We start from the raw sequence: 26,790 nt of genomic DNA, 5'->3' as shown, positions 1-26,790 counted from the left end.
GTGTTTAGGTAACTCAAATTTGCTACAATATAATTAGTAAAATTTATTATTGAAGAGGTGACAAAATGGTTTTAAAAGTTGGAACAATTGGAACAAGCTGGATTACTGAACAATTTATTGAAGCAATCCTGGCAAGTAGAGAATATGATTTAGGCGCAATTTATTCGCGTGATGCAAGTAAAGCAAAGGTAATCAATGAAAAGTTTGCAACAAATGCTACGGCTTTTACAGATTTGACAGCATTTTTTGCGAGTGATATTGATGTTGTATACATTGCCTCACCAAATGCTTTGCATTATCGACAAATTTTACAAGCTATTGAAAATGATAAACATGTGATTGTTGAAAAGCCAGCCGTGATTACACCAATGCAATTTGAAATGGTATATTCAAAATTGCGGGAGCATCCCAATGTTCGCTTTTTTGAAGCTGCTCGTCACATTCATCAACCAAATTTCAAAAAAATTGCAGCCCAAATTGAAAAAATGGAGCAAATTCAAGGGGCAACCTTTGTCTACAATAAGTACTCATCTCGTTTTGATGATTTCCTTGCAGGTAAAAATCCAAATGTATTTAATCCGGATTTTGCTGGAGGGGCTATTGAAGATTTAGGAGTGTATCCAATTTATGCAGCTGTAGCATTATTTGGTTTACCAAAAGATGCACAGTACTTTGCTACTAAATTATCAAATGGTGCGGATGGTCGTGGGACTGCTATTCTACGTTATCCAGAGTTTGATGTTACATTGATTTTTGGAAAAAATTCCAATTCATATTTAGCATCTGAAATCTATGGTTTAGAAGATTCGATTGTGATTGATAGTATTGCTGAATTAACAAGTATTCTTTATCACCATAACCCAACTGAAGCTGAACAAATTGCTGATTTACCACATGAGAATCCAATGTTGGCTGAGGTAACGGTCTTTGCAGAAATTATTAATAATTTTGATCTACATAATCAAGAATATCGTGATTTATTAATGCTTAGCCAACGGGTCAATAATGTTATTTACCAATTACGTCAAACTGCTGCTTTATCTTTCCCCGCAGATCAGGAAAAATAAAGTTTTAAATTAGAAATGAGATAAAATATGTTACAAATTTTAGAAGATCACTTTAAAGCTAAGGGTTTCACTGAACAAACGCCAATTCAAAAAGCAGTCTGGGGGCCCCTAGTTAATGGTGAGTCAATTATTGGACTATCACCGACTGGCTCAGGTAAAACAATCGCATTTACCCTTCCGTTGTTAGCTAATATTATTTCAAAAGATGGTACTCAGCTTTTAATTTTGGCACCATCACAAGAATTAGCAATGCAGACAACTCAGGTTGTTCGGGAATGGGCAGCATTGCTTAACTTAACAGTAGCCTCAATTACAGGTGGTGCTAATGTAAAACGCCAAATGGAAAAATTGAAATCCAATCCTGAAATTGTGGTTGGTACACCCGGACGCGTGTTAAACTTATTAGCAGATCGCAAGTTAAAATTACATAATTTGCAAACAATGATTATTGATGAAGCAGATGAATTATTAACTGATGAAACATTACGTGATATTCAAGACATTGAACGGTATACAAGTTCTGATGTTCAATTTGGCTTCTTTTCAGCAACTGATAAACCAGTTTTTGATAAGCTTGAGGAACTTTTTGGTATTGAAGTTAATGTTATAGATGTTCGTGCGGTTGATAATACTCAAGGAGTCGTGCGACATGGCTTGATGATGGTAAATAATTCGCAAAAGGTAGCAATGTTAAAACGTTTTAGCCATATTAAAGGCTTTAAAGCTTTGATTTTTTTCAATCAATTACCGAATCTGAAGTACGCTGCTAGTAATTTAAAACATGAACATGTAAATATTGCAGTACTTGGTGGCACGCAACGCGGTACAGATCGAGCGGATGCTTTACGTTTATTCAGACAAGGGAAGGTACAATACCTTCTTACAACTGATGTTATGGCACGTGGATTAGATATTGCCGATTTACCAGCAGTAATAAACTATGATCTACCTAATAGTGCACTAACTTATACTCACCGTGTTGGCCGGACAGGTCGTATGGGTAATGAAGGAATAGTGGTTAACTTTGGTAATGATCATGATTTACGAAAATTGAAGCAATTAGTTGGTAAGGATTTTGATTTAAAAGCAATGTATTTTGCCAATAATAAATTAGTTGATCAAAGGCCAATTATGACAGGAAGTCAACAATCAGGGGCACAAACGAGTACACGTATCACAGTTGAGAATAAACCAACTAGTACTAAAGATGCTAATTTGACTGGTAGTAATTCAAAAAATATTTCAAAAGATAAAGTAATTGTTCAACAACCTAGGATATTATCTAAAAAAGAGCAAATTGCTGCTAAAAAAAAGGCACGTTCACGTAAAGGTTCACAAAAGAACAAAGGGATGCGTCGAAAAAAGGATTAGATTAATTATAAAATTCTTACTAAAGTAAGAATTTTTAAAATTAAAATAGACATAATTGTGATATAATATCTCAGTTGGTCTATTTGACCCTATAGTTTAACTGGATAAAACGACTGCCTCCTAAGCGGTTGCTCCCAGTTCGAGTCTGGGTGGGGTCATAATTTGTAACTAAAAGGTGGTCTTAAGGTGCAATCAATCAAATTAATTATTAATAAGTATTCATCACAACTATTATACTTAGTTTTTGGGGTTTTAACCACGATTGTCAATATTGTAGTTTTTGGTGTGGGTATAAAATTTGGTCTGAATACGACATTTAGTAACATATTAGCATGGCTATTATCAGTGCTAGTAGCTTATCTAACTAATCGAGTCTGGGTATTTGGTTCAAAAGCCGTCTCTTTTGGTGAAAAAATACGTGAAATTATAACTTTTTTTTACTATCGTGGTGTCACCTTACTTTTAGATTTAGCAATTATTTACGTAGGGGTTAATTTATTGCACGGACAACCACTTATTTGGAAGATTATTGATAATGTTATTGTAATCATTCTAAACTACGTTTTGAGTAAAGTTTTTATTTTTAAAAATAATAAAATGTAAAAAATAATTTTACTTATTGATTAATAAGTAAAATAGTAATAAAATGAATGGTGTTATTTATTGCGCATTCGCCAAGGTGGTAAGGCAGTGGACTCTGAATCCATAATGCACTGGTTCGAATCCAGTATGCGCAATATAGAGTATGCTATTAATAAAAAAGCGAAGGTGAATGGAAATTCCTTTCGCTTTTTTATTAATTTTTAACCAATTTGTTTAGTAAGATAACTTGTAATCACTTTATTTTGTATAGAAATATAATTGTTGTATAATAATTATAGGATTATGAAGTATTGTGAATTAGAAAATAACTATCTGTTTTGAATTACAGAAATAATAGTCAAATTGCTGGGTTAATACTATTAAATAATGGTGACGTAAAGTTTTGGGAAATTTACATTACGTTAATAGATTTTTGAAGGGGGAATTAACCGTGAAATCAGGAATTAAAGTTTTTAGTGGTAAATATCTAGAAGAATTGGTTGCTGAATTAGATCGATGGCTTGAACAAAACAATGCATCATTATTTGGTCAAGGTGCAATTAAGCAACGGCGTTTAGCTGATGAAACTTATGAAATAACACTGAAATATGTCCTTAATAATTAAAATTAATGAATCTAGAGTTAAATTATTATCAAATTTATTTGACTATCGACATTGTTTCGTCTATTCTTTTGATTAGCGATTGTTTATATGATACGTAAACACAATTCTTTTGTGGTAAAAGTAGCATTATAACAACGTTTGTGCTAACATTTTATGTGCTGAAGGTTCAGTACAAAATTTTATATAAATGAGGAGTCTCCACATGGCTAACAAACAAGATTTAATTGACCAAGTCGCATCTACAACTGGTTTGACTAAGAAAGATTCTGCTGCTGCAGTAGAAGCTGTATTTAGCTCAATTCAAGATTTATTGGCAAAGGGTGAAAAAGTTCAATTGATTGGCTTTGGTAACTTCGAAGTTCGCGAACGTGCTGCCCGTAAAGGTCGCAACCCACAAACTGGAGCAGAAATTGAAATTGCTGCTTCTGTAGTACCAGCATTCAAGCCTGGTAAAGCCTTGAAGGATGCTGTTAAGTAAGCTTAACGACACATTTAATAAAGCAATATAAGGTACGCCATTGATTTGCAATGTGTACTAATAAAAAAACGAGAGAAAAACATCTTTTCTCTCGTTTTTTTATTGTTTAAAATTATAAAAAGATATCTTTTTGTGCTAAATTAGCTAGACACTCAGCAAGATAAGCCGCATCATGTTCTGGATAAATGGGAGTTGTTAATGGACAAGTTGACAACTCGCTGTAAGCTTGTGCGGTTTGCCCACGATATTTTGCTACCTCCCAACGGCCATCAGGCTTATACCCACGGCGGTGCATTTCTTGCATCACCAACTGATGATATTGAAATAACTTATAGGGTGAGTATTCAAAAACATAGTTAACAGTTTGGTGTGGACGGCCCCAGCCACGGCCACGCAAAGCACAACATTCTCGATGTTGGCCTAATAGTTGTTGACGCGGGAGTGTTGTGATTAAATCTTCATGCCATAAACGCATAAATGAACCTCCTGTATATAATTAAATCATTTTATTTAATTATATATCAAAACATAATTCGTTTAATAATTTTGTGATTAAGGCTGTTAAACTATGATAAAATTAACCAATGTAAAATAATTAGGATAGGTGAAGATAATGGCAGAAACAGAATTGACACGTGAAGAAGTCCGTCACGTGGCGGGCTTAGCAATGCTTGAATTTAGTGATCAAGAACTTGATTACTTTAAAGAACAACTTGATGACATTATGAATTTAATTGATGTCTTAAATGAAGTTGACACAACAGATGTCCCTGCTACTTTTACTGTTACTGAAAATCGTAACATTCTTCGAGCAGATGAAGGCATTAATGCAGAACAAAAAGATGAATTATTGGCACGTGCACCTGAAAGTGAAAATGGTTTGATTAAGGTTCCAGCAATTATTAATGAAAGTGCAGGTGCTAAGTAATGAATTATTTTGAAACTGATTTAACAAAGCTACACAACCAGTTAGTTAACAAGGAAATTTCGTCAGTTGAATTGACAAAAGAAACAATTACTAACATTAAGGCAACTGAACCGGCCGTTGATGCATTTATTACGATTGCCGAAGAAGAAGCCTTGGCACAAGCAAAAGCAATTGATCAACAAGGAATTGACCCAAACAGTTTGTTTAGTGGAATTCCAGTGGCGATTAAGGATAATATTTTAACAAAAAATATCTTAACGACTGCTGGTTCAAAAATGTTGCACAATTTTAAGCCAATTTTTGATGCTACCGTGGTTGAAAAATTAAACAATGCCGGAGCCGTCATGGTTGGTAAAGCAAATATGGATGAATTTGCAATGGGATCGACTAGCAAAACTTCATATTATAAAATGTCAAAAAATGCTTGGGACCAAACTAAAGTGCCTGGTGGTTCTTCGGGTGGATCAGCGACAGCTGTTGCTGCAGGTGAAGTAATTGCTTCACTTGGTACTGATACTGGTGGTTCTGTTCGTCAACCAGCAGCATTTAATGGGATTGTTGGCTTTAAACCAACTTATGGACGTGTTTCTCGTTGGGGTGTGATTGCTTTTGCGTCTTCATTAGACCAAGTTGGACATCTTACACGGACTGTTCGTGATAACGCAGCAATGCTTAATGTTTTGGCGGGCTTTGATTATCGCGACCAAACTACTTCAACACGTGAAGTACCTGACTTTACAGCTAACTTGAATGGTGATATTAAAGGGATGAAAATTGCGCTACCTAAGGAATACCTTGGGCAAGGTGTATCTGCTGGGGTATGCGAAACCGTTTTAGCAGCAGCAAAACAATTTGAAGCCCTTGGTGCTACTGTTGAAGAAGTTAGTCTACCACACTCAAAGTACGGTGTGGCTGCTTACTACATCATTGGTTCTGCCGAAGCGTCATCAAACTTACAACGTTTTGATGGAATTCGTTACGGTTTCCGGGCTCAAGATGTTAAGAACTTAAATGATTTATATATTAAGACACGTTCACAAGGATTTGGAGATGAAGTTAAACGCCGAATTATGTTAGGAACATTTTCACTTTCAGCCGGTTCATACGACGCCTTCTTTAAAAAGGCTGCGCAAATTCGAACTTTGATGATTCAAGATTTTGATAAAGTCTTTAATGATTATGATTTAATTATTGGGCCTAGTGCACCATCAGTTGCATTTGGTATGGATTATAAACCTGAAGATCCAGCTGAATTATATATGTATGATGTACTTACAATTCCTGCTAATTTAGCTGGTTTACCTGCAATTTCAGTTAATGCTGGCTTTTCAGAAGGTTTACCAGTCGGGTTACACATTATCGGTAAAGCATTTGCTGAAGATACTGTTTATCGTGCAGCTTATGCATTCGAACAAACAACCCAATTATTTAAGCAAGTGCCTAATTTGGGAGGACAAAACTAATGAATTTTGAAACAACAATTGGACTTGAAGTCCACGTCGAAATGAAGACAAATTCAAAGGCATTTTCTCCTTCACCAGTTGCCTATGGCGCGGAAGTGAATGCCAATACTAATGTGATTGATTGGGGCTACCCGGGGGTCTTACCACAAGCAAATAAAGGGGCTATTGAATTTGGGATGCGTGCAGCCTTAGCTTTAAATGCTGAAATTACATCTGAAACCCACTGGGATCGTAAAAACTACTTCTACCCAGATAATCCAAAGGCGTACCAAATTACGGAACATGACAACCCAATTGGTCGCAATGGTTACTTGGAAATTGAAGTTAATGGTGAAACTAAACGCATTGGCATTCGTGAACTGCATGTTGAAGAAGATGCAGGTAAAAATACCCACAATCCAAATGGGTACTCATATGTTGACTTAAACCGTCAAGGAACACCATTGATTGAAATTGTTTCAGAGGCCGACATTACTAGTCCTGATGAAGCCTATGCATATCTTGAAGCCTTACGTCAAACAATCCAATTTACCGGAATTTCTGATGTTAAGATGGAAGAAGGTTCAATGCGGGTTGATGCTAACTTGTCAGTTCGCCCAATCGGCCAAAAAGAATTTGGGGTTAAAACTGAGTTGAAGAACTTGAACTCATTTAACTATGTTCGTAAGGGACTTGAATTTGAAGCTAAGCGTCAAGTGCAAGTCTTACTTGGTGGTGGCGAAATCAAGCAAGAAACACGTCGTTACGACGAAGCAACTGGTACAACAATTTTGATGCGTGTTAAAGAAGGTGCTGAAGATTATCGCTACTTCCCAGAACCAGATTTAGCACCTCTTACAATTGACGATGCATGGATTGCTAAAGTGCAAGCTGAATTACCAGAAGGCGCTAAGGCTCGTCGTCAACGCTATGTTAATGAACTTGGTATCGAAGCTTACGATGCTGAAGTTATTACGCAAACTCTTGAAATGTCAGATTTCTTTGATGCAACAGTTGCGGCTGGTGCGGATGCTAAAAGAACTGCTAATTACCTTATGGGTGACGTTAATGCCTACATGAATGACAAAAAGGTTGAATTACAAGATACTGATTTAACCCCAGCTCACCTTGCAGGAATGATTAACTTAATTGAAGACGGTACAATTTCAACTAAACAAGCCAAGAAAGTCTTTAAGGCAATCATGGAAGGCGAAGAACCAGTTGCTTATGTTGAAAAGAATGGTTTGAAACAACTTTCAGACCCGTCAATCTTACAACCAGTTATTGATGGTGTTTTAGATGCTAATGAACAATCAATTGAAGACTTTAAGAATGGTAAAGATCGTGCGGTTGGTTTCTTAGTTGGAGCAATAATGAAACAAACGAAGGGCCAAGCTAATCCAAACGTTGTTAATGAACTTTTAATGGCTAGTTTGAATGCTCGTTAATCATTGATATATCTTTATTGACCAAATTAAGGTAAAATAAACTTTCATGGTTAAATAAAATTGAATCGATGTCCCAATTAATTTGGGCATCGATTTGTACATAAATAAATTTCTTAGAAGGAGGTTTGTGCATGAAACGTGCTCGAATCATTTACAATCCGACTGCTGGACGTGAATTAGTCAAGCGTCAATTAGTCGATATTTTACAAGTTTACGAAGAAGCCGGTTATGAAACGAGTGCGTTTGCGACAACGCCCGAACCAAATTCAGCTGAAAATGAAGCTAAACGTGCTTCACTAGCTGGCTTTGATTTAATTGTGGCAGCTGGTGGTGATGGTACAATTAATGAAGTTGTTAATGGGATTGCTCCACTTGAAAAACGACCTAAGTTAGCAATTATCCCTGCAGGGACAACAAATGACTATGCTCGTGCTTTAAGAATTCCACGTGAAGATCCACTTGAAGCGGCACAAGTGATTTTAAAGGGTAAAACGTTTAAAATTGACGTTGGCCAAGCTGGTGATACTTATTTTGCTAATATTGCCGCCGGTGGAATGTTGACTGAATTAACATATTCAGTACCTTCAAAATTTAAAACATTGTATGGTTATTTTGCGTATTTAGCTAAAGGGGCTGAATTATTGCCACGATTACGGCCAGTTAATGTTAGTATTGAATATGATGATGGCAAATATGAGGGTGAAGCATCGATGATGTTTTTAGCCCTTACTAATTCAGTCGGTGGATTTGAACAATTGGTACCTGATGCGATGTTAGATGATGGTAAGTTTACATTGCTGATTGTTAAAGCGGTTGGCATAGCTGATTTACTCCAGATTGGGGCTGAAATTATTAATGGCGGTAAGCATGTTGATGACCCCCGAGTGATTTATAAAAAAACTAGTAAAGTATTTGCTAAACCACTATCTAATGATCGATTAATGATTAATCTAGATGGTGAATACGGTGGAGATGCACCAATGAGTTTTATTAATTTACAACAACATATTGAGGTTGTTGCTAATATTGATGATATGCCAGATAGTGCTTTAAAATCACACGAAGATAAAAAGCTTCGGGAGTATGAAGAAAAATTTATTGAAGAATCAAAACACATAAATTAGCAATGTTGTTAATTTAAATGTAGAAAAAAAGGATATTTTATGAGTAAGAAAAACGCACCTGTTTCAAAAAATCAACAATTTGATGTTGAAATCTTCGACCTTACATATTTAGGTATGGGGGTTGCGAAAATTGAGGATTTCCCAATTTTCGTTGCTAATGCTGTTCCTGGTGAAACAGTTAAGATTGGGATCACTAAAGTGGCTAGTTCATATGCTTTTGCACGAGTAATTAAGGTTTTAGTAGAGTCAGATAATCGTAATAATGAGGTTAATGCTGATTTAGTTACAACTGGGATTGCACCATTAGCTAATTTAAAATACCCGGCACAATTGAAGTTTAAGCAACAACAAATTGAAGCGTTGTTAAAGAAACAGCACTTGGACATTCCGGTTGCTGAAACAATTGGGATGGAAAATCCATTTGGCTATCGTAATAAAGCACAAGTACCAGTACGTGAAATTAAAGGCCAGTTAGAAACTGGCTTTTACCGTCGTAATTCCCACAATTTAGTGCCAATTGAAGATTACTTTATTCAAGATCCAGAAATTGATAAAGCTGTTAACACGGTACGTGATATTTTACGTAAATACCACGTGGCAGCCTATGATGAAGTCAACCACCGTGGAGTTGTTCGTACAGTAATGGTTCGTCGTGGTTACTACAGTCATGAAATGATGATTGTAATTGTTACTAAGTCACGTAAGTTACCAATGCAAGAAGTGATTGTTGATGAAATTCGTGCCGCCTTACCTGAAGTTAAGTCAATTATGCAAAACATTAACCAAGACAAAACAAATGTTATTTTAGGTGAAAAGAACGTTGTCCTTTGGGGTAACAAAGTCATTTTCGATACCTTACTTGGCTTAAAGTTTGCCATTGGACCAAATTCATTCTACCAAGTTAACCCACAAACAACTGAAAACTTGTATACATTAGCTGCTGAAAAAGCTGAATTAACTGGTGATGAAATTGTTATTGATGCTTATTCAGGAATTGGAACGATTTCGCTTACAATTGCGCCAAAAGTTAAGCAAGTATATGGTGTTGAAATTGTGCCAGGAGCGATTGATGATGCAAAACGTAATGCCGATATGAATAACATTAAAAATGTGAAGTTCACCCTTGGTAAAGCGGAAGAACAAATGGTTAAGTGGGCGGAAGCTGACTTGAAGCCAGATGTTATCTTTGTTGATCCACCACGTAAAGGTTTGACTGGTGAATTAATCAGTGCAGCAGTTGAAATGGCACCTAAGAAAATCGTGTACATTAGTTGTAACCCAGCTACTTTAACTCGTGACTTGGAAGAATTTAAACAACTTGGTTATGAGGTAAAAGGTTCAATTCAACCAGTTGATCAATTCCCACAAACAACCCACGTCGAAAGTATTGCTGTGTTAGAAAAAAACTAGCATATAAATTATCAAGTCATCCATTGTATAATGGATTATGACATACCCACTGTACAGTAAGTAAGTCTATTCTAAAATGCCGTCTAATTCCTGATTGTGTTTGAAATACAACAATAACGGAAGCATGCAAAAAAGTAGATAATATTGAGAAATATAAGTAAAAAGCCCAGGGAAAATTTATTTTTCCGGGGCTTTTTTGTATACGATTTTAAAACCATTTTTTCATGGGATAGTAGGCATTAAAGACGATTAATAGCTATTATTATTAAAATTATAGAATTGATTTTTGGGGTTAAAAACGTATTTGTTAATAAGCTAAATATTGGTAACTTATATATTTATTTGATAAATTTATTAGTAGTATTAAATAAATATTATAATCAAAGGGGATAATTTGATGGTAATAAAACTTTCGCCACAAGATATTACGGAATTAGGTAATCTAATGTTACTACGCTTTAATGCTAATGAGTTGCATACATATCAAAAAAATGTCCAAGAATTACTTGATTTAACGACAAATTTTGCTGATTGTGATTGTACAGATGTTGAACCAACATATGTTGTTGCTGAAGATAATGCTAGTCTGCAAAATGATACTGGCTTAACGATGATTCCAACAGCATACTTTAATTTGGAGGAGCAAGATTAATGAACTATTTTGATACTAATTTAGTTACACTTCACCAACAGTTGGTTGATAAAAAAATTAGTGCAGTTGAACTAACTAAGCAAACATTAGCACGGATTGCAGCAACTGATGATAAGTTAAAAGCATATATCATGGTTACAAAGGAACTTGCCTTAAAACAAGCTGCAACTATTGATAATCAAGGAATTGATTCTAATAGTTTATTTAGTGGTATTCCAGTGGCAATAAAAGATAATATTTTAACAAAAGATATTATTACAACTGGTGCTTCGCAAATGTTAAAAAACTATCGTCCAAGTTATGATGCAACGGTTGTTAAAAAATTAACTCAGGCAGGTGCAATCATGATTGGTAAAACCAATCTTGATGAACTAGCCATGGGTTCAACGAGTGAAACATCTGCTTATCAAGTAACACGAAATGCTTGGAACCAATCGAAGTTACCCGGCGGATCATCTGGTGGCTCAGGTACGACAGTTGCTAGTGGCCAAGTTTTGGCAGCGTTAGGTTCAGACACTGGTGGCTCGGTACGACAACCAGCTAGTTACAATGGAATTGTTGGGATGAAACCATCATATGGACGGGTATCGCGCTCGGGCGTAATTGCATTTGCTTCATCACTAGACCAAGTGGGCCCATTGACACGTAATGTGTATGATAATGCTGCACTTTTAAATGTTATAGCGGGGTTTGATGAACAAGATGATGCTAGTTCTCATAAAGTACTTCCAGATTTTACGGCGAATTTAACGCAAAGTATCAAGAATATAAAAATCGGGTTACCAGAAGAATTCTTAAGTGCTGGAGTTGAAGAAGGCGTTAAAACGCAAATTTTAGCTGCTGTCAGGCAGTTAGAAGGACTGGGGACCCAAGTTGAGCTGATGCATTTACCACACGTTAAATACGCACGTAGTGCCTGGTATGTGATGTCATATGCTGAGGCTGCATTTAACTTTGCGAACTTTGATCGAAATACGAGTGAGTATCGAACTGAAAATATTGATATTTTACAAGATTTCTATACAACAATCCGCTCAGAGGGCTTGGGTGAAAATGTTAAAAGCTGTCTATTATTAGGAACACTGGCACTTGTACCTAAACATTATCATAGTTTATATCGTAAAGCGGCTCAGATTAGGACCCTTATCAATGATGATTTTAAACAAGCTTTTACAAAATATGATTTACTTATTGGACCGACAACACCAATTGTGGCTTATGGTGATAATTATCAAGAACCAACCCAAGCTGAAGCCGATATGTTTGATATCTTAGTTACGCCAGCAAATTTTGCTGGTTTACCAGCATTATCAATTAATGCTGGGTTTTCAAAAGGTCTGCCAGTTGGATTACAAATTATAGGTCCCCGTTTTGGTGAAGAGCGAGTGTATCAGTTAGCCTATGCATTTGAGCAGGCCAGTGATTTATTAAGTCAGCATCCTAAATTATAATTATAATCGTGTGGTTAATAATTTTACTTTGATACAAAGTGGTATAGTAAGGATTATTGATTTGAAAGTAGGGTATGAAGATGTTTTTTTATAATAACGAGTTAAGTTTAGAACGTATTGATGAAAATAGTTTTCGTAAGGTATTGGCTTATGGGGATGGGCTAATGAACACCCTAGTAGTTTTTGAACATGGCATTCCTATTGGAACAAACATTGTGTGCCACCAACATGAACATGCACAAACGACTTTTGTGTTGCAAGGTCGATTTGAATTTATGATTCAATATCCAGATCATATTGAGCGAAATATAGTAGGGTGTGGTGACTCGATTTATTTTCCTAGTAATTATCCACATGGCTGTATTCCTTTGGAAGCTGATAGTCGTTTACTAGATTCTTTTAATCCAATTCGCCAAGACTTTTTATAATATTAAAATTAGCAGTTGATAGTTAAAAATTATTTATCAGCTACAAATTAGCATAACGAATTTATTATTAAGAATTTTGTAATACCTTTTCGGGCTTTTTTTTGATAAGATAGATACCTGTAAGATTCACTTTTTAATTTGTAAGCGTTTCTGAAAGTAGAGTAGAAATTGGAGGGAAAATTAAATGTCGCATTTTATTCAGACATTAATTTCAGAGCGTTTTAATTTGTTCAATGCAATTTTACAGCATATCGAAATTTCATTGGTTGCTTTAGTAATTGCAATTATAATTGCTGTACCAATTGCAATTAGTGTCTTAAATCATAAAAAAATTGCGTATGTTATTACTCAATTTGCAGGAGTATTACAAACAATTCCTTCTTTGGCACTATTAGGTTTATTGATTCCATTTGTCGGAATTGGTCAAGTGCCAGCAGTAATTGCATTAGTTGTATATGCTATTTTACCCATTTTTCAAAATACGTATATCGGCTTGACATCAATTGATCCATCACTTGATGAAGCTGCTAACGCATTTGGGATGACAAAGTTTGAAAAGTTAACCAAGGTTCAATTACCAATTGCTTTACCAACAATTATTGCTGGTATTCGTCAGGCGTTAGTCATGATTATTGGTACAGCGACGTTAGCTGCCTTGATAGGTGCTGGTGGGTTAGGTAATCTAATATTATTAGGAATTGATCGTAATGATAATACCCTAACAATAATTGGTGCGATTGCAGCTGCATTATTAGCAATTATTTTTAGTGCATTAATTTATGTACTTCAAAAAGGAAAATTAAGGTATTCAATTCTAGCATTACTTTTAATTGTTGCAATTCCAGTTGGTAATGGTATCTATCAAGCGGTCCAACCTAAACAAACAACGATTACTATTGCAGGTAAATTAGGATCAGAACCTGATATTTTAATTAATATGTATAAAGAATTAATTGAAGCCAAAAATAGTAATACTAAAGTTATTTTAAAACCTAATTTTGGCCAAACTAGTTTCTTATTTAATGCGTTGAAAGCCAAACAAATTGATATTTATCCAGAATTTACTGGGACTGTATTGGAAAGTTTAGTTAAAGTTCCTAAGGGGCAACGTGATACTGGCATTTCACCAGAACGATTGTATGGATACGCTAAAAAAGATTTGAAAAACCAATTTGATTTAGATTATTTACCACCAATGAAATATAACAATACGTATTCAATAATCGTTACTAAAGCTTTTGCTGATAAATACCACTTGAAAAATATTTCTGATTTACGTAATATCGAATCGCAATTACACGCTGGTTTTGATCTTGAATTCTTAAATCGAGCAGATGGGTATAAAGGCTTACAAGAAAAATATGGGTTATCAGTAACCTCACAATCAGTTGATGCTGCCTTACGTTATGAAGCTTTACGGAGCGGTAAGGTGAATGTGATTGATGGTTTTTCTACTGATTCACAAATTCGCCAATACAATTTTGTAGAATTAAAAGATAATCATCACTTGTTCCCAGTTTATCAAGGGGCACCTTTAGTCTCAGCAACCTTTGCTAAGGAAAATCCTGAAATTGTTGATACGTTAAATGCTTTAGCTGGTAAAATTACCGATGATGAAATGCGTGAAATGAACTATCAAGTTAACGTTAAAGGTAAATCACCAGCTGTTGTTGCTCGTAACTTCTTAGTTACCCATCACTTGTTAGGAGCTAATGAAAAATGACAGAAACTTTAATAAAATTAGATAATATTTCTAAGATATATCAAGATAAGACTGTAGTATCTAATCTATCACTTGATGTTCAAGCTGGTGAAATTTTAGTTTTAGTCGGTTCATCAGGAAGTGGGAAGACAACTACCCTTAAGATGGTCAATCAATTAATTACCCAAACTGAAGGGAATGTTTTATTCAAAGGTAAAAATGTTAATGAATATAAATTACGGGATTTACGTTTGCAAATCGGTTATGTATTACAACAAATAGCCTTGTTTCCTAATATGACGGTTGCTCAAAATATTAGCTTAATACCAGAGATGAAGAAGCAATCTAAAGCAGAAATAAACAAAATGGTTGATGATCTGTTACGAGAAGTTGATTTAGATCCAGTTAATTATCGTAATCGTATGCCAAATGAACTTTCTGGTGGGGAACAACAGCGGATTGGTATCTTACGAGCTTTTGCTGCCAATCAAGACGTTGTTTTGATGGATGAACCATTCAGTGCCTTGGATCCAATTTTACGGTCCCAATTACAAGTGTTGGTTAAAAAAATACATCAACAGTTTGGAACAACAATTATCTTTGTAACCCACGATATGGATGAAGCGTTACGTCTAGGTGATCGAATTGCTGTTATGCGGCATGGACAAATACTGCAAGTTGATACGCCTGAGGAAATTGTAAAGAATCCAGCTAATACTTTTGTTAGCGAAATGTTTGCTAATTCAATGGCACAAGATGTTTTTGGTGTTTATTTAAGCCGATTAGAATTATTAGGTTATTTAGATGATCAAGATACTTCAACACCACTGGGTGACTTAGATACAAATTCTACTGTGGGTGAAGCAATTAAATTACTGGCACAACATGATGTAATTACTATAACAACTAAGAATAGTGGTTTAAAAGTATTAAGCAAGGCACAACTCTTTAAATTTATTAGTGAATTCCAAGATATGTAATAAAATATATTGCTAATAAACTAATTAACGAGGCACTAACATAATTATTATTTTTTAGTAGCAAATTACAGCTAAAATGTGTTTCAAGGCCCGATATACTTCCAATATGACAGATGTCTTGTTGTAGGATGTACCCTTAAAGTTATTTCTAACTTTAAGGGTATTTTTATGACTAAAAATTCAATCGAAATCCAATCTTTAAGCCACACTACTAAAAAATTTTACGCATGGAAGTATCTTAGTGCCTTTTTAAATGTTATTTGACTTTTGATGTCCTTCATTTGTTTTTATTTAGATAAACTACTTTTAATTAAGTAACTTATACGTGGAATAAGGATATTTCATTACAAAGAGCTAAATATTTCTCATAATGCTAGTTTTATTGAGCATTGCTCTTCACAAACGCTTCAAAATTCCTTATTATTAATGAGTGTTTCAATCAGCCAGCGATTTTAATTAGAAAGAAGTAGTTATTCATGATTTATTTTGATAATTCAGCAACAACGCAAGCTGATGCTTCAGTTTTAGAGACCTATACGAAAGTTTCGCAAAGTATTTGGGGCAATCCAAGTTCATTGCATAATTTTGGTGAAAAGGCCGATAAGTTATTAAGTCAATCACGCCAACAAATTGCCGATATTTTAGGTGTGAAAAAGCATGAAATCTTCTTTACCTCAGGTGGTACGGAAGGTGATAACTGGGTAATAAAAGGGACAGCAATAGCCAAACGTGATTTTGGTAAGCATTTAATTACTACCCAAATTGAGCACCCAGCTGTAATTAATACAATGCAGCAACTTGAACAGTTAGGCTATGAAGTAACATATTTACCAGTTGATAAGTCTGGTCGTGTTAGTGCCGATGATGTTGCTGCTGCGATTCGTCCAGATACAATTTTAGTATCAGTTATGGCCGTAAACAATGAAGTCGGTTCAATTCAACCACTTGATGAAATTGGTGCGGTTTTAGCTGACTATCCTAAAATTCATTTTCACGTTGATGCTGTCCAAGCAGTTGGGAAGGGTCTTTGGGATTTAGTTTTAAATCCTCGAGTAGATTTTGCAACTTTTTCAGGGCATAAATTTCATGCACCACGTGGGACTGGCTTTATTTATATGAAAGCTGGTAAAAAAATAGCACCATTAATGTCAGGTGGTGGGCAAGAAAGTAATTTACGCTCAGGTACTGAAAATGTCCCTGCAATTGCTGCAATGGCTAAAGCATTACGGATCGTCACAACTAACGAACAAAGTAAAAATCAACAAGAACAAGCAGTTCGTAAGATCATTATTGAGCATATTAAAGATCAACCAAATATTACAATTTTTTCTGGAATGGATGAACATTTTGCACCACATATTTTAACATTTGCAATAGCTGGTGTTCGGGGAGAAACGATTGTACATGCTTTTGAAGAGCAGGATATTTACATTTCAACAACGTCAGCTTGTTCTTCAAAAAAAGAACAAGTATCAGGTACATTGATGGCAATGCATACACCAGAAAAGTTAGCAACATCAGCTGTCCGTGTGTCTCTTGATGCAACTAATACCATTGCTGAAGCACAAGCATTTAATCGCGCTTTTGATAGTATATATGCTGGCTTTGGTAAGATCATGACTAAATAAAAGTCAATTAGAAAGAGGTATACTTTGGAATATACAGAAATTATGGTTCGCTATGGTGAACTGTCAACAAAAGGTAAAAATATTAAAGATTTTATCAATCGCTTGGGCTCAAATACAATGCGTGCTTTGCATGATTTTCCAGAGGTACATGTTTACCCTAAGCGTGATCGAATGCATGTCGTTTTAAATGGAACCGATCCGGAACCAATTATGAAGCGATTAAAGCTTATTTTTGGGATTCAAACATTTTCACCAGTAGTACAATTGCGAAAAGAAATTGATGCCGTATATGCAGCAGCTATTGAAATGATGCAAGAACAAGTAAAGCCAGGAATGACTTTTAAAGTTAGTACTAAGCGCTCTGATAAAGAATTTTCAATGGATACGAATGCTATCAACCGAGAGGTGGGTAGTGCTGTATACGAGGCTTTTCCAGATTTAACGGTTGATGTTAAAAATCCAGATATTGAAATTTTAGTCGATGTTCGGCAAAATGGTATTTTCATTTCATGTGAAACGATTAAAGGTGCTGGTGGTTTTCCAGTTGGAACAGCTGGTAAGGGGATGATGATGCTTTCTGGTGGAATTGATTCACCAGTTGCGGCGTATCTTGGTATGAAACGTGGAGTTGATATGGAAATGATTCACTTCTTTAGCCCTCCATACACAACTGAGCAAGCCTTAGCTAAATCTAAGCAATTGACTGAAGTGCTTTCGCAATCAGTTGGAGCAATCAAGTTTATTCAAATTCCATTTACTGAAATTCAAGAAACAATTAAAGAGAAAGTTCCAGAAGGATATTTAATGACGGTTCAACGTCGATTGATGTTACGTTTAAGTGTTGCCATGGCTGAAAAGCGTGGTGGAATGGCAATTTTTAATGGTGAAGCATTAGGGCAAGTTGCATCACAAACAATGGAATCAATGATGGCAATTAACGATGTAACAACAATGCCGGTTATTCGGCCTGTAGTTTCAATGGATAAAACTGAAATTATTAAAGTGGCTGAAGAAATAGGTACTTTTGATCTATCAATTATGCCATTTGAAGATTGTTGTACAATTTTTGCACCACCATCACCCAAAACACGCCCTAATTTAGAAAAGGCTCGCCAATTTGAAGAATTAATTGACGTTGAAGGTTTAATGGAACGTGCTTTAGCAGCCACAAAAATTGTGACTATTAAGCCTGGTGAAAATTATTTGAATCCGGACGAGGATATTTTTGCCGAGTTGTTGTAAAAAATGTTGCATAGGTCATGTCAATATGCTATTATTACTTTATGCGATGAGTCGAGAATAACCAGCTGGTTTTACCGGTGCAAGTAATTGCCTAGTGGTTTTCGAAGGCAGGGCACATATACCACCGAATTGTGGGTGCTTGTTAAGGGGATTGTGGAATCTACCTTTTCTACTCATGACTACACTAATTTATTAGTGGAGTACTGCCGTGACGGAATTAGAAATAATTCCCCGGGCTTGACCGGTTATTCAAGCAAAATGCCAAATCGAGCTGTAGGGTAATCCTACAGCTCTTTTCTTTTATCTAAAAATGACTATAATGGAAGTTAAACATTGCTAGGAGTAATAACATGCGAAGTGGTGGTAAAGCCCAAACAAAGAAGCTAATTCAGCAAAAACATCGAATTAGACAACAACAAAACCAACAACTAGCTCCGTTTAATGCACAACAATTCCAAGAATTTATGCGCGTTCGCTGGTATTTAACTAATCAAGTATTAACGATTACAGAACGTAACTTGAGTGAGATATGGTTAACGACATTATTAGATGATATTATTGCACAACGTATTATTGAACCAACTAAAGTCCAGTGTTTAGACTTAACACGTCTCATCAGATTAGTTTTGATACAGTTAATAAGGCTAGATTATCAATATTATCTCATGTTGGCGAAATTAGGGCCTAAATTGTTAAGATTTATAAAAAAAGAGTTTACGGTGAATGCATATTTTACGTTGGACTGCATACCGTCAAACAAGCAGTTTAATAAGTTAATTAGTGATGTCTTGGCCCAAAAATTAAGTCATAGCCAAGGCGTGGATAATCGGTTTACGGCACAATATCAAGCATTATTTTGGCAAGATAATCAACTCGTAGAATCCATGATAGTAGAATTATATCGTGGTCAAATGGCACAACCAGTAATATTAGAAAGTAAGCCGCTGTTAGCTGACAATAATAAAATAAAAAATTTAGAAGAGAAATTAAAAACAGCCTTACGAAAAGATATGCCTAATATAGGTGCGTTGGATGCTATTTGTAATAACACAAGTTTTTTAACGGCGCTAATCTATGATGATCCTGATTTATTATTAATTAGCCCAACAGTGATTGTTATTGAAAGCTGGAAACCAACAAATGAAACATTTTTAGGGATAGGTAATCAATTACAAGTAATTGTTAAAACTATTATTTCAACAACTAACATTGATACTAATACTTGGCACCAATTTGATCGGATATTGGCTGTTTGTGCACTTAATACTTTAAAAAATTAACATCAATAAAATTTAGTAGTAATCTGCTGCTAGATTGTGTTCCAAAAGGCAGCTACCAGTATAAAATACAAAAATCCCGATCGAATTTTTTAAATTCAGTCGGGATTTTCTAGTTCTATAAAACTATTACCACATTGGAATGGCTGTGACAGCTATTTTTAAATAGTTATTCGACGATTTTAGTACCGTGAACTTGGTAAACAGTTAGTGATTTAGCAATACTTTCATAATTTGCACTTGTAATACCACCACCCGGTAAAATAGCAATATGGTTAGCAGCATGGGCTAAAAGTTCTTTTAAGTGGTTGATATTATCTTCAATTGGTGTTTCAAGGGCACCACCGTGCGTCAAGATTCGTTCAACACCATGATCAGTTAACCAGTCAATTGCATGGAGTTGTTCTTCGTGATCAAGAGCATCAAATGCCATATGCATTGTGATTGTCATGCCCCCAGCAGCTGCAATTAGGTTTTCCATTGCATCTTCATCGAGTGCGTTATCTACAGTTAATGCCCCAAAAGCGACACCGTCAGCTCCTAGTTGTTGAGCTTCAAGAATGTCAGCTTCCATAATTTTAAGCTCGATGTCATTATAAATAAAATCACCTTTGCGGGGACGAATCATCACGGTAATTTCTTTATCATGATCGTGGACATATTTAATTGCCTCAGCAATCATCCCTTTTGATGGAGTAACACCACCGACGGCAAGATCAGCATTTAATTCAATACGATCAGCACCATTTTGAATTGCTTGTACAATCGCTGGAAAATTTGCGACACAAGCTTCTTTAATAATTGCCATATTTAATAACTCCTGTTCATCTTGTTAGTTAGATAATTGTATCAAAAAAAAGCGCCTACGCCAAACTATCTAAAGCAAGCATGTTAAAAATAGTGGTAAATAAAAAACGAATCTGTTACCAGGTTCGTTTTAAAAATTAGCTTATTCGAAGTGTACTCGGACGCCTTCAGGAAGGCTAAAGTCTTTTTGGACTAAGCTCAACTTACCAGTGGTAGCATCACGGCTAAGTAATGATACATTATCAGTATCTTGATTAGCAACAACAACGAATTCTTCAGTGCTATTAAGATCAAAGTCCCGTGGGAACTCACCTTCCGTGCTAATAGTTTGAATTAATTCAACGTGATTACCATTCTCAGTAATTGCAAAGACTGCAATTGAATTGTGACCACGATTAGATGTGTAAATAAACTTGCCATCTTTGGATACACGAATAGCAGCTGCACCATTAAATTCTGTCCAGTCACTTGGGAGAGTTGAAACTGTTTGTTCAACTTTAAAACTACCATCAGCTTGGTTGTAAGTTAAGACACTTAATTTAGATGAAAGTTCACCAAGCAAGTAAGCATGCGTACCATCAGGGTTAAAACGAATATGACGTGGGCCAAATCCAGCTTCAGTGATTAGTGTTGCTGCATGTGTTAATTTACCTGAATCAACAACATCATACGTATCAACTCGGTCAGAACCAAGATCAACAACAACAAGCCGTTGATCAGGTGTCAAACCAGTAAAGTGCACGTGGGCTGAAGCTTGTTCTGGGCGAGGGCCGTGGCCTTCATTTTTAATAGAATCAACTAATTCAAGGCTGTCACCATTGATTTTAAGGACTTCTGTTAAACCAATATGGTAGTAACCGGCATAAATTAATTGACGTGCCTCATCAACAGCAACATAAGCAGGGGCTGCTTCCAACATGTGTTCTGATAGCTTAGTAGTTGGACGAGTTGTATTATCTAGTACAAAGATTCCACCTTGATCACCGTGCTTATCAACACTGTAGATTTTACCGGCTTTTGAGGTAGCAAGATAAGTTGGATTACCTACCTTAGCAACCAGTGTGGCATCAATTAGTTCACGCTTTTGAGTATCAAGAATAGCTTCGTAAATACCCTCAGACGTTTTTTTGGTGTATGTACCAAAGAGAATTTTTTCTTGCATCGTAAATGTGCCTCCAAAAATTTATTTATATCGATAACGCTTTCATTATAACAGAAAAATATTTATAAAAGCGTATTTTACTGAATATGAAAATGAAATCTTGATAGGCTTAGGTTATGATTTGAATTAATACTGAGATGCTAATAATTGTGGAATAATGTATACTTAATAATGGAAATTAAGTAAATGAGGTTATTATGAAAAAAATAGATAAAGGACGCGTATTTGTCCAAGAAAATTTGGCATTATTCCAATGCCCAAATTGTCAAACAGCATTTACTAAGGTTGTTGGCAACACGGTTAGTTGTGTAAACCAACATGCTTTTGATTTATCAAAAAAAGGTACGCTATATTTTTTAAATCATGCAGTAAATACTGAATATGATGATGCGATGTTGGCGTCACGGCGCAAAGTTTTAACTGCGGGTTTATTTGACGGTATTGTTGATGCCGTTGCCACAGCATTGCCAACAACGTCACAAACAATTTTAGATGTTGGAACGGGTGAAGGAACTCCATTTGCGAAGTTATTGGCCCAACGCGGTAATGTTGATACAGCGATTGCGTTTGATATTAGTAAAGCCGGAGTCAATTTAGCAACGCAACTTGAAACACAGGCATTTTTTGCGGTGGCAGATTTAGCACAATTGCCATTTGCAGATGCGACATTTTCAAGTATTGTGGAATTTTTTTCGCCAAGTGCGTACGCTGAATTTAATCGGGTAATTCAACCTAATGGGATGCTTGTTAAAGTGGTGCCCAACCGTTTTTATTTACGCGAACTCCGCGAAATGCTTTATCCTGAAGGTTCAAAACATCATACATATGATAATCACCAAGTTGTTGATTTGTTTATGCAAAATTATCCGAATACGGAAATTAAAGATGTGACGTATCAATGGACTATTCCAACAGACTTATATGCTGATTTATTACACATGACCCCGTTACATTGGGGGGCACGTCCAGAAGCACAAGCAATGGCAGAACAAACATCATTAACAAGTGTTACTGTGGATGTTCAATTATTAATTACGCATTTTAGTTAAGATTGGGGTTGGAGGGAAAATGACAAAAAAAGAACCTGATATGTTGAAAGGTACACAAACTCGCCATGAGCGCGAGACACAAGCATACCAAGCAGAAGTACATAGGAAACGATTGACACGTACTAAAATAATCAGTATGTTATTAGTTATTGTGGTTATAATTCTAGTATTAGATGGCTTACAATTTAATAAAAAAGCCCATAATAAATCAACTGAAGAGGCAATTAGTCAAGCTGTTACTAAATCAGATAAGACAAGTAAGATGTCCTCAGCTAGTAGCCAAATACAGCCAAGTAATATTTTTGGTGAAGCAGCTACTGAAATCGCACCTGATAAGTATATCAAAGACATCTATGGTAAAACGCAAGCATTATACTTAATTGTTGGTGACAGTAGTGATATGCGGGTACAACAATTAGCGCAAATACTAAAAAAGGACCACAGTACTTTGCATACCCGAGTCCCGGTTTACTTTATTGATGCTAATCGCTATTTACATTCAAATGATGCTCAACAAAAAATTGCAACTTTACAATTATTAAATGGTCTAGGATTAGCCAAAGTTAATGGTAACAGTATCCCATCACAAGTTAAGTTTACTAGTACGATGTATGCTAATAAATTAACTAAGGTCAATGATAAGGCAGCGTATACTAGTTATACGGCTGATGAAAATACTTTTACGGATAGTAATGCATTGCAGTCATTTTTAGTAGCCGCTAATGGGAAATTAGGCGTAAACTAGTATTTATATTATTTATTATTAAAAAAGGAAATTAAGATTAATGAAAAATCATATTGTTTTATTTGAACCTCTAATGCCAGCAAATACTGGAAATATTGCTCGTACATGCGCTGGAACTGATACTGTGTTACATTTAATCGAGCCTCTGGGTTTTTCAACTGACGACAAGATGATGAAACGAGCTGGTTTGGATTACTGGGATAAAGTTGAAATCAAATACCATAAGAATTTACCTGCCTTTGTTGAATCACTTGGGGAAAACGATCGTTTATACCTAGTTTCAAAATTTGCTGAGAAAAGTTATCACCAAGTTGATTATACTAATGAAGATTTAGATTACTATTTCTTATTTGGTAAGGAAACAACAGGGTTACCAGAGCCCTTTATGCGCGCAAATCCTGAAAAAGCGATTCGAATTCCTCAAGACGATGAGCATATTCGTAGTTTGAATTTAGCTAATTCAGCAGCCATCGTTATTTACGAAGCGTTACGCCAGCAAGATTTTCCAAATTTGGAAACAACGCACTTATACGAAAATGACAAATTGAAGGATTAATAGAGTTATGGAACGCGCCTGTATACTATAGGCGCGTTTTGTTTGAAAGGAGGTCAAAGATGCCGGTCAAAAAACAAGCTACAACTAATGCACGTAAGCGTAATACGACAAAAACTAAGTCCAAGGCTAAACCACGGAGTACGCAAAATAAAAGTGAAGCATTTATCTATCGTAATAATTTAATTGGGGTTGTGTTAGTCTTTATTTTATTATTAGCAATTTTAAAGGCTGGTGAAGTAGGCATACTTTTAGCTAATGGCTTACGATATATTGTTGGAAATTCATATCAAGTATTTGCTAGTTTTTTAGCAATTTTATTTTTATACTTCGCTGTTTATGGTAAATGGGTTAATCTTAAGGGCCGTGTTTATGGCGGGTTTACTTTGACTTATATTGGTGTTCTAATATGGCAATCTTTATTATTTTTTACAAACGCTAACGTTCATAGTGGTAAATTAACGGTTCTAAGTAACGCAATTAAATCAGATATGGTTAATCATTTAGTTCAAAGTGACGTTGGTGGAGGTGTTATTGGGGCTTTATTGTATGGCTTAGTCGGTCCACTTGTCGCTAATTGGGGCACGATTGTCATTGCGATTGGCTTAATTATTGCCGGGATTATTGTTTTATTTGATTTACCATTACAAAAAACACTGGGAATTTTCTTTAATAGCTTAGGAATTTTTGGCCACAAAACCGCTCAATCGGCCCAAAAAGTTAGTGAAGAATTACAAAAGCGTACCGAACAAATTAAAACTGAACTTGAAGCCACTCGGGAAGCTGAACGTCAAGCCCGAATTGATAATATTTTAGATCAAGATTTATTTCCAGCATCCAAACCATTACCAACGCCAAAAGCGATGGCACCAGATAATAAGGCTGCTGATAGTTTAGCATCGGACTCGGACATGGTTACACCTAAAATTTCAACGTTTGATACTAAGCACTTAGATCAATCACTTGCGCCAATTGAACCAATCTTTAATAAACAGAGTACTGCATCTATGGCAGCATCAACCATGGAAGAGACTAGTCCAGTAGTACCAACGAGTGACTGGACAACTAAACCAACGCCTGAACCGGTGGCAGCAGATGAGTTTGATTTACCAACTGATGTTGAATCAAATGATGTCCAACTACCAGTCCCAACGATGGCTAGTCCAAGTGAAAATGGCTTTGATGAGCAAGCTTATCAATTACCATCAACTAATTTGTTGGATCAAGTTAAGCAAACGGATCAATCAGCGGATTACCAACAAATTAAAGAAAAATCACAAATTCTCCAACAAACGCTTAAATCATTTAATATCGATGTGACGGTTGAATCGGTCGCTTTAGGCCCAACTGTGACTCAATATGAAATTAAACCGGCCATTGGGACGCGCTTATCTAAAATTACCGGGCTAGCGCAAGATTTGGCCCTTGCCTTAGCCGCAACAAGTGTGCGGATTGAAGCACCAATTCCGGGTAAATCATTAGTTGGGATTGAAGTACCGAATGCACATCAAGCGATGATTGGTTTTCGGGATGTTTTTGAAAATTCACCGCAAGATGATGAAGGACAACTTGAAGTGCCAATTGGTCGTGGAATTACGGGTGAAGTGGTCACGGCCGATATTGGGAAGATGCCACACTTGTTAATTGCCGGGCAAACAGGTTCTGGTAAATCAGTGGCAATTAACGGGATTATCGCGGGTTTATTGATGAAAAATAAACCAAGTGATTTGAAAATGGTGATGGTCGATCCTAAGCAAGTGGAATTATCAATTTATAATGATATTCCACACTTGTTAACGCCAGTCGTGTCTGATCCAAGGAAAGCGGCGCGGGCCTTACAAAAAGTCGCTAAAATCATGGACGATCGCTACAAACTCCTCGCAACCGTGGGTGTACGTAAGATTAGTGAATATAATAAGCAAATCGAAGCTTACAACGGTGAACATCAAACGGGCTACGTTAAGATGCCATATATTGTGGTTGTGGTTGATGAAATGGCCGATTTGATGATTCAAGTTAAATCTGAAGTTGAACAACCAATTATTCGGATTGCCCAACTAGGCCGGGCGGCTGGTATTCATATGATTTTGGCCACCCAACGGCCAACCGTTGATGTTATCACCGGCTTGATTAAAGCTAACGTGCCATCTCGGATTGCCTTTGCGGTGGCCTCAGGGATGGATTCACGGACGATTTTGGATAAAAATGGGGCCGAACAACTCCTTGGTCATGGGGATATGTTATTTGAACCAAGTGGGAAACCATCGCAACGGGTGCAAGGGGCCTTTATTTCCGACCGCGATGTTAACAATCTAGTTGATTTCATTAAAGCGCAAACCACGGCTGATTACGATGACTCAATTACTGAAGAAATTGAATCTGAAACGGACGGTGGCGACGGTGATAATGGTGCACCAGCCCATGATACACAATGGAATGAAGTTTTAGAATTCATTGTTCGTGAACAAAAAGCCTCAACGTCATTATTGCAACGGCGCTTTGGTTTTGGTTATAACCGGGCTGCTCGCATTATTGATCAATTAGAAGCCGAAGGGTATATTGGGCCAAATAATGGCTCAAAACCTCGTGAAGTGTACTTACAATCATTAGATGATGCTAAATAAAAACCAGACGCAGTC

The 26,790-nt window shown here is 36.0% G+C and carries 25 protein-coding genes and 2 tRNA genes; 24 read left to right on the top strand and 3 right to left on the bottom strand.

Annotated elements, in window-relative coordinates:
• Window positions 1-65 precede the first annotated feature (65 nt).
• From HF964_RS06945 to HF964_RS06915, 7 genes are all read left to right on the top strand, one after another.
• Complete coding sequence (locus HF964_RS06945) at window positions 66-1,067, top strand: Gfo/Idh/MocA family protein (RefSeq protein WP_168722323.1); 1,002 nt, start codon at window positions 66-68, stop codon at window positions 1,065-1,067.
• 27 nt (window positions 1,068-1,094) lie between these two features.
• Window positions 1,095-2,438 carry a DEAD/DEAH box helicase gene (locus tag HF964_RS06940; protein WP_168722322.1) on the top strand — a complete coding sequence of 448 codons (1,344 nt, stop codon included), beginning with the start codon at window positions 1,095-1,097 and terminating at the stop codon, window positions 2,436-2,438.
• An 85-nt stretch (window positions 2,439-2,523) separates the two neighbouring features.
• A tRNA-Arg gene (locus HF964_RS06935) sits at window positions 2,524-2,596 on the top strand.
• Between the two features lie 28 nt (window positions 2,597-2,624).
• Window positions 2,625-3,041, top strand: coding sequence for a GtrA family protein (locus HF964_RS06930; protein ID WP_250786654.1), 417 nt, complete (start codon window positions 2,625-2,627; stop codon window positions 3,039-3,041).
• A 61-nt stretch (window positions 3,042-3,102) separates the two neighbouring features.
• Window positions 3,103-3,175 (top strand) — tRNA-Gln (locus HF964_RS06925).
• 296 nt (window positions 3,176-3,471) lie between these two features.
• Window positions 3,472-3,645: a hypothetical protein gene (locus HF964_RS06920; RefSeq protein ID WP_168722321.1), complete on the top strand. Its 174-nt coding sequence runs from the start codon at window positions 3,472-3,474 to the stop codon at window positions 3,643-3,645.
• 202 nt (window positions 3,646-3,847) lie between these two features.
• Window positions 3,848-4,123 carry an HU family DNA-binding protein gene (locus HF964_RS06915; protein ID WP_168722320.1) on the top strand — a complete coding sequence of 92 codons (276 nt, stop codon included), beginning with the start codon at window positions 3,848-3,850 and terminating at the stop codon, window positions 4,121-4,123.
• Window positions 4,124-4,235: 112 nt separating this feature from the next.
• Here HF964_RS06915 and HF964_RS06910 read toward each other — a convergent pair whose 3' ends face one another.
• Window positions 4,236-4,598 (bottom strand): TIGR02328 family protein, encoded by a 363-nt coding sequence (locus HF964_RS06910; RefSeq protein WP_168722319.1) that lies wholly within the window; start codon window positions 4,596-4,598, stop codon window positions 4,236-4,238.
• A 138-nt stretch (window positions 4,599-4,736) separates the two neighbouring features.
• Between HF964_RS06910 and gatC the strand changes: the two genes are divergently transcribed.
• The 13 genes from gatC (at window position 4,737) to HF964_RS06845 (ending at window position 19,838) form a co-directional block, all read left to right on the top strand.
• Window positions 4,737-5,051 (top strand): Asp-tRNA(Asn)/Glu-tRNA(Gln) amidotransferase subunit GatC, encoded by a 315-nt coding sequence (gene gatC, locus HF964_RS06905; RefSeq protein WP_168722318.1) that lies wholly within the window; start codon window positions 4,737-4,739, stop codon window positions 5,049-5,051.
• Window positions 5,051-6,514, top strand: a complete 1,464-nt coding sequence (gene gatA / locus HF964_RS06900; RefSeq protein ID WP_168722317.1) for an Asp-tRNA(Asn)/Glu-tRNA(Gln) amidotransferase subunit GatA — start codon at window positions 5,051-5,053, stop codon at window positions 6,512-6,514. The genes gatC and gatA (HF964_RS06900) overlap by 1 nt, the downstream gene beginning before the upstream one ends.
• The gene (gene gatB / locus HF964_RS06895) at window positions 6,514-7,941 is read left to right on the top strand and encodes an Asp-tRNA(Asn)/Glu-tRNA(Gln) amidotransferase subunit GatB (protein WP_168722316.1); all 1,428 of its coding nucleotides are present in this window, start codon (window positions 6,514-6,516) and stop codon (window positions 7,939-7,941) included. The genes gatA (HF964_RS06900) and gatB overlap by 1 nt, the downstream gene beginning before the upstream one ends.
• Window positions 7,942-8,072: 131 nt before the next feature.
• The gene (locus tag HF964_RS06890) at window positions 8,073-9,065 is read left to right on the top strand and encodes a diacylglycerol kinase (RefSeq protein WP_168722315.1); all 993 of its coding nucleotides are present in this window, start codon (window positions 8,073-8,075) and stop codon (window positions 9,063-9,065) included.
• A 39-nt stretch (window positions 9,066-9,104) separates the two neighbouring features.
• Window positions 9,105-10,475, top strand: coding sequence for a 23S rRNA (uracil(1939)-C(5))-methyltransferase RlmD (gene rlmD / locus HF964_RS06885; protein WP_168722314.1), 1,371 nt, complete (start codon window positions 9,105-9,107; stop codon window positions 10,473-10,475).
• Between the two features lie 397 nt (window positions 10,476-10,872).
• Window positions 10,873-11,127: a hypothetical protein gene (locus tag HF964_RS06880; RefSeq protein ID WP_168722313.1), complete on the top strand. Its 255-nt coding sequence runs from the start codon at window positions 10,873-10,875 to the stop codon at window positions 11,125-11,127.
• On the top strand, window positions 11,127-12,578 hold the full coding sequence (gatA, locus tag HF964_RS06875) for an Asp-tRNA(Asn)/Glu-tRNA(Gln) amidotransferase subunit GatA (RefSeq protein WP_168722312.1): 1,452 nt from the start codon (window positions 11,127-11,129) through the stop codon (window positions 12,576-12,578). The genes HF964_RS06880 and gatA (HF964_RS06875) overlap by 1 nt, the downstream gene beginning before the upstream one ends.
• Before the next feature lie 74 nt (window positions 12,579-12,652).
• Window positions 12,653-13,006, top strand: coding sequence for a cupin domain-containing protein (locus HF964_RS06870; RefSeq protein WP_246220264.1), 354 nt, complete (start codon window positions 12,653-12,655; stop codon window positions 13,004-13,006).
• A gap of 184 nt (window positions 13,007-13,190) precedes the next feature.
• A complete protein-coding gene (locus HF964_RS06865) occupies window positions 13,191-14,729 on the top strand; it encodes an ABC transporter permease/substrate-binding protein (RefSeq protein WP_168722311.1) in 1,539 nt (512 codons plus the stop codon).
• On the top strand, window positions 14,726-15,688 hold the full coding sequence (locus HF964_RS06860; RefSeq protein ID WP_168722310.1) for an ABC transporter ATP-binding protein: 963 nt from the start codon (window positions 14,726-14,728) through the stop codon (window positions 15,686-15,688). The genes HF964_RS06865 and HF964_RS06860 overlap by 4 nt, the downstream gene beginning before the upstream one ends.
• A 476-nt stretch (window positions 15,689-16,164) precedes the next feature.
• Window positions 16,165-17,316: a cysteine desulfurase family protein gene (locus tag HF964_RS06855; RefSeq protein ID WP_168722309.1), complete on the top strand. Its 1,152-nt coding sequence runs from the start codon at window positions 16,165-16,167 to the stop codon at window positions 17,314-17,316.
• Window positions 17,317-17,340: 24 nt separating this feature from the next.
• Window positions 17,341-18,558 carry a tRNA uracil 4-sulfurtransferase ThiI gene (gene thiI, locus HF964_RS06850; RefSeq protein WP_168722308.1) on the top strand — a complete coding sequence of 406 codons (1,218 nt, stop codon included), beginning with the start codon at window positions 17,341-17,343 and terminating at the stop codon, window positions 18,556-18,558.
• A gap of 350 nt (window positions 18,559-18,908) precedes the next feature.
• Entirely contained in the window at window positions 18,909-19,838 is a 930-nt protein-coding gene (locus HF964_RS06845; RefSeq protein ID WP_168722307.1) for a hypothetical protein, read from the top strand.
• Between the two features lie 166 nt (window positions 19,839-20,004).
• Here HF964_RS06845 and HF964_RS06840 read toward each other — a convergent pair whose 3' ends face one another.
• Window positions 20,005-20,637 carry a copper homeostasis protein CutC gene (locus HF964_RS06840; protein ID WP_168722373.1) on the bottom strand — a complete coding sequence of 211 codons (633 nt, stop codon included), beginning with the start codon at window positions 20,635-20,637 and terminating at the stop codon, window positions 20,005-20,007.
• A 147-nt stretch (window positions 20,638-20,784) separates the two neighbouring features.
• Window positions 20,785-21,804: a lactonase family protein gene (locus HF964_RS06835; RefSeq protein WP_168722306.1), complete on the bottom strand. Its 1,020-nt coding sequence runs from the start codon at window positions 21,802-21,804 to the stop codon at window positions 20,785-20,787.
• A gap of 197 nt (window positions 21,805-22,001) precedes the next feature.
• Here HF964_RS06835 and HF964_RS06830 point away from each other — a divergent pair, with 197 nt between their 5' ends.
• The 4 genes from HF964_RS06830 to HF964_RS06815 are packed head-to-tail and all read left to right on the top strand — an operon-like array spanning window position 22,002 to window position 26,775.
• Entirely contained in the window at window positions 22,002-22,853 is an 852-nt protein-coding gene (locus tag HF964_RS06830; protein WP_168722305.1) for a methyltransferase domain-containing protein, read from the top strand.
• A gap of 19 nt (window positions 22,854-22,872) precedes the next feature.
• Complete coding sequence (locus HF964_RS06825; RefSeq protein WP_168722304.1) at window positions 22,873-23,598, top strand: hypothetical protein; 726 nt, start codon at window positions 22,873-22,875, stop codon at window positions 23,596-23,598.
• A 40-nt stretch (window positions 23,599-23,638) separates the two neighbouring features.
• Complete coding sequence (gene trmL, locus HF964_RS06820; protein ID WP_168722303.1) at window positions 23,639-24,154, top strand: tRNA (uridine(34)/cytosine(34)/5-carboxymethylaminomethyluridine(34)-2'-O)-methyltransferase TrmL; 516 nt, start codon at window positions 23,639-23,641, stop codon at window positions 24,152-24,154.
• Between the two features lie 59 nt (window positions 24,155-24,213).
• Complete coding sequence (locus tag HF964_RS06815; protein ID WP_210727010.1) at window positions 24,214-26,775, top strand: DNA translocase FtsK; 2,562 nt, start codon at window positions 24,214-24,216, stop codon at window positions 26,773-26,775.
• Window positions 26,776-26,790 lie beyond the last annotated feature (15 nt).

It is taken from the genome of Periweissella fabalis (assembly GCF_012396505.1).
Classification (GTDB): domain Bacteria; phylum Bacillota; class Bacilli; order Lactobacillales; family Lactobacillaceae; genus Periweissella; species Periweissella fabalis.
The sequence above is the reverse complement of the archived record's forward strand: the minus strand, read 5'-3'. Positions and strand labels throughout refer to the sequence as shown.

Excerpts from the sequence above, each read along its gene's own strand:
- HF964_RS06945 (WP_168722323.1), top strand. The coding sequence starts at position 66 with ATGGTTTTAAAAGTTGGAACAATTGGAACAAGCTGGATTACTGAACAA.
- HF964_RS06940 (WP_168722322.1), top strand. The coding sequence starts at position 1,095 with ATGTTACAAATTTTAGAAGATCACTTTAAAGCTAAGGGTTTCACTGAA.
- HF964_RS06915 (WP_168722320.1), top strand. The coding sequence starts at position 3,848 with ATGGCTAACAAACAAGATTTAATTGACCAAGTCGCATCTACAACTGGT.
- HF964_RS06910 (WP_168722319.1), bottom strand. The coding sequence starts at position 4,598 with ATGCGTTTATGGCATGAAGATTTAATCACAACACTCCCGCGTCAACAA.
- gatC (WP_168722318.1), top strand. The coding sequence starts at position 4,737 with ATGGCAGAAACAGAATTGACACGTGAAGAAGTCCGTCACGTGGCGGGC.
- gatA (WP_168722317.1), top strand. The coding sequence starts at position 5,051 with ATGAATTATTTTGAAACTGATTTAACAAAGCTACACAACCAGTTAGTT.
- gatB (WP_168722316.1), top strand. The coding sequence starts at position 6,514 with ATGAATTTTGAAACAACAATTGGACTTGAAGTCCACGTCGAAATGAAG.
- HF964_RS06890 (WP_168722315.1), top strand. The coding sequence starts at position 8,073 with ATGAAACGTGCTCGAATCATTTACAATCCGACTGCTGGACGTGAATTA.
- rlmD (WP_168722314.1), top strand. The coding sequence starts at position 9,105 with ATGAGTAAGAAAAACGCACCTGTTTCAAAAAATCAACAATTTGATGTT.
- HF964_RS06880 (WP_168722313.1), top strand. The coding sequence starts at position 10,873 with ATGGTAATAAAACTTTCGCCACAAGATATTACGGAATTAGGTAATCTA.
- gatA (WP_168722312.1), top strand. The coding sequence starts at position 11,127 with ATGAACTATTTTGATACTAATTTAGTTACACTTCACCAACAGTTGGTT.
- HF964_RS06870 (WP_246220264.1), top strand. The coding sequence starts at position 12,653 with ATGAAGATGTTTTTTTATAATAACGAGTTAAGTTTAGAACGTATTGAT.
- HF964_RS06865 (WP_168722311.1), top strand. The coding sequence starts at position 13,191 with ATGTCGCATTTTATTCAGACATTAATTTCAGAGCGTTTTAATTTGTTC.
- HF964_RS06860 (WP_168722310.1), top strand. The coding sequence starts at position 14,726 with ATGACAGAAACTTTAATAAAATTAGATAATATTTCTAAGATATATCAA.
- HF964_RS06855 (WP_168722309.1), top strand. The coding sequence starts at position 16,165 with ATGATTTATTTTGATAATTCAGCAACAACGCAAGCTGATGCTTCAGTT.
- HF964_RS06845 (WP_168722307.1), top strand. The coding sequence starts at position 18,909 with ATGCGAAGTGGTGGTAAAGCCCAAACAAAGAAGCTAATTCAGCAAAAA.
- HF964_RS06835 (WP_168722306.1), bottom strand. The coding sequence starts at position 21,804 with ATGCAAGAAAAAATTCTCTTTGGTACATACACCAAAAAAACGTCTGAG.
- HF964_RS06830 (WP_168722305.1), top strand. The coding sequence starts at position 22,002 with ATGAAAAAAATAGATAAAGGACGCGTATTTGTCCAAGAAAATTTGGCA.
- HF964_RS06825 (WP_168722304.1), top strand. The coding sequence starts at position 22,873 with ATGACAAAAAAAGAACCTGATATGTTGAAAGGTACACAAACTCGCCAT.
- trmL (WP_168722303.1), top strand. The coding sequence starts at position 23,639 with ATGAAAAATCATATTGTTTTATTTGAACCTCTAATGCCAGCAAATACT.
- HF964_RS06815 (WP_210727010.1), top strand. The coding sequence starts at position 24,214 with ATGCCGGTCAAAAAACAAGCTACAACTAATGCACGTAAGCGTAATACG.